The following is a 1,739-nucleotide window of genomic DNA, read 5'->3' on the forward strand; positions in this document are numbered from 1 at the left end:
ATCATCGACCGCTCGATCCCGCGCCTGCGCCAGCTCGACGACCTCTTCGCCGGCCGCGTCCACACCCGTTACTCGACTGTCGAGGCGCTGGAAGAAGAGTGTTTTTCGGCAGACATCGTCGTCGGCGCGGTGCTGATCCCGGGTGCCGCGGCGCCAAAACTGGTTTCGCGCGAAATGCTGTCGGGCATGAAGAAAGGCTCGGTGCTGGTCGACGTCGCCATCGACCAGGGCGGCTGCTTCGAGACCTCGCACGCCACCACTCATGCCGAGCCGACCTATGAGGTCGACGGCGTCATCCACTATTGCGTCGCCAACATGCCCGGTGCCGTGCCGGTCACTTCGGCCCACGCGCTCAACAACGCGACGCTGCACTATGGCCTGCAGCTTGCCGACAAGGGCCTGAAGGCGCTGGTCGACGATCATCACCTGCGCAACGGCCTCAATGTCCACAAGGGCAAGATCACCAACCGGGCAGTCGCCGAGGCGCTCGGCTACGAACTGGTCGAGCCGAAAGCCGTTCTCGCCGCCTGATTTTCGCGAGAACAGCTCCTTTCAATCCAGCCCGCCGGTTCCAAGCCGGCGGGTTTTTTCTTGCGAGCCTGTTTTTCAGGCAAAGCATGGCGTCGAAAGATGTGACGCAACGGCACTTTGCTCATCATTGTTGCATATTTGTCATTCCCGTACCGACCGACTCCCTGCTAGAGACATTCTGGGTTTACTCATTGGGGTACGGGCATATGTTCATTCGCACATCCGCGAAATCTTTTCTTCTTGGTGCTGTTTCTGCTGTGGCTTTGATGTCTGCTGCTCATGCAGCAGATGTCGTCCAGCCGGTAGAAGAAGCTGCCGGCTTTAACTGGAGCGGCCTCTACGTTGGTTTTGGCGTCGGTGCCGGTGCCAACGTACACGAGCTCGGCAGCGATTTTATTCCAATCTCGCTGAACGGCATTGGTGGCGAAGGCGTCTATGGTGAGCTGACGGTTGGCTATGACTATATGGTCTCGCCCCGGTTCCTCATCGGCGGTCTGCTGGACGCTCACGTGGGCAACATCAAGACCACGCTGGACATTACGGGGTTCGACGCTTCGATCAAGGAAACCTACGGTTTCGACGCTGGCCTGCGTCTCGGCTACCTCTTGACGCCGAACACTCTGGGCTACGTGCTGGGTGGCTATTCCTGGCAGAAGTACAAGCTCGATACGAACGCCGGCTTCGACTTTGATTGGGATCAGAGCGGGTATTTTGTCGGAGGTGGCATCGAAACGGCCATCAACAGCAATTGGACGATCAAGACTGAGTATCGCTATACGGGCTTCGGGACCAAGGACGATCTTCTTTCCGAGGCTGGCATTGTCGGAGTACCGGACGGTCTCCTGAATCTTGACACCTCGCGCCATACTTTCCAGATCGCAGCCAATTACCGTTTCGGTGCACAGAACGGCGGCGGCGCTGCCTTCGAGACGCCAGCCTACAACTGGACCGGCTTCTATATCGGTGGCGCTGGTGGCGCCGGTGCGTCCGTGCATCAGATCAACGTTCCGCCGCTCGGCGACCTGGAATTCAATGGTCTCGGTGGCGAAGGTGCCTTTGGTGAACTGAACGTCGGCTACGATCATGACTTCGGCAGCTGGGTCGCAGGCGTCATGGTCGATGCACGCTACTCCGGCATGACTTCCAAGCTGGATCTCGGCGGCGGGTCGATCAACGTCGATACCGACTATGGGTTCGATGTGCTGGGC

The 1,739-nt window shown here is 59.0% G+C and carries 2 protein-coding genes; both read left to right on the forward strand.

Annotated elements, in window-relative coordinates:
• On the forward strand, nucleotides 1-531 hold a 531-nt coding region (locus tag EN964_RS33650), incomplete at its 5' end, for an alanine dehydrogenase (protein ID WP_373565082.1).
• Nucleotides 532-737: 206 nt separating this feature from the next.
• Nucleotides 738-1,739: outer membrane protein (locus EN964_RS33655; RefSeq protein ID WP_164776318.1), on the forward strand; the 1,002-nt coding region annotated here is incomplete at its 3' end.

This window comes from Mesorhizobium sp. M7A.F.Ca.CA.001.10.2.1 (assembly GCF_003998575.1).
Lineage (GTDB): Bacteria > Pseudomonadota > Alphaproteobacteria > Rhizobiales > Rhizobiaceae > Mesorhizobium.